A 329-nucleotide genomic window follows, 5' to 3' on the forward strand; every position below is an offset into this window, starting at 1 on the left:
TCAAAAAAATCCATCTATATGCTATCTCCAAAACTGCCACCAAGATTTTTTTTGCCCTTCCTTTTCCTCTTGTTTCGTTGATGCAATTAATTTTTTCGTTTCTTGTGTTTCTCTTATGGCCTCTAACAGCTTTTTATCTCTTTCAAGAAGACTACTTTGTATGTATTCTTGCTGTTTTTTCAACTGATCAATTAATTCTTTATTGAATTCCTCTTGTTGTTTTTTAAACTCCTCAAACTCATCCAAAAGCTTATTATAACTGTCGTTATGACGTTCATCATCCGTTATATCATTTATATCACTATCCGTTACGTCTTTCTTCTTAACCC

General features: G+C 32.2%; 1 protein-coding gene. It reads right to left on the reverse strand.

Going from position 1 to position 329, the window contains the following annotated elements; genetic code table 11:
• Positions 1-21 precede the first annotated feature (21 nt).
• A partial coding sequence (locus SB775_RS28275) for a DUF3967 domain-containing protein (protein ID WP_410864484.1) occupies positions 22-329 on the reverse strand: 308 nt, incomplete at its 5' end.

This window comes from Peribacillus sp. SIMBA_075 (genome assembly GCF_046534585.1).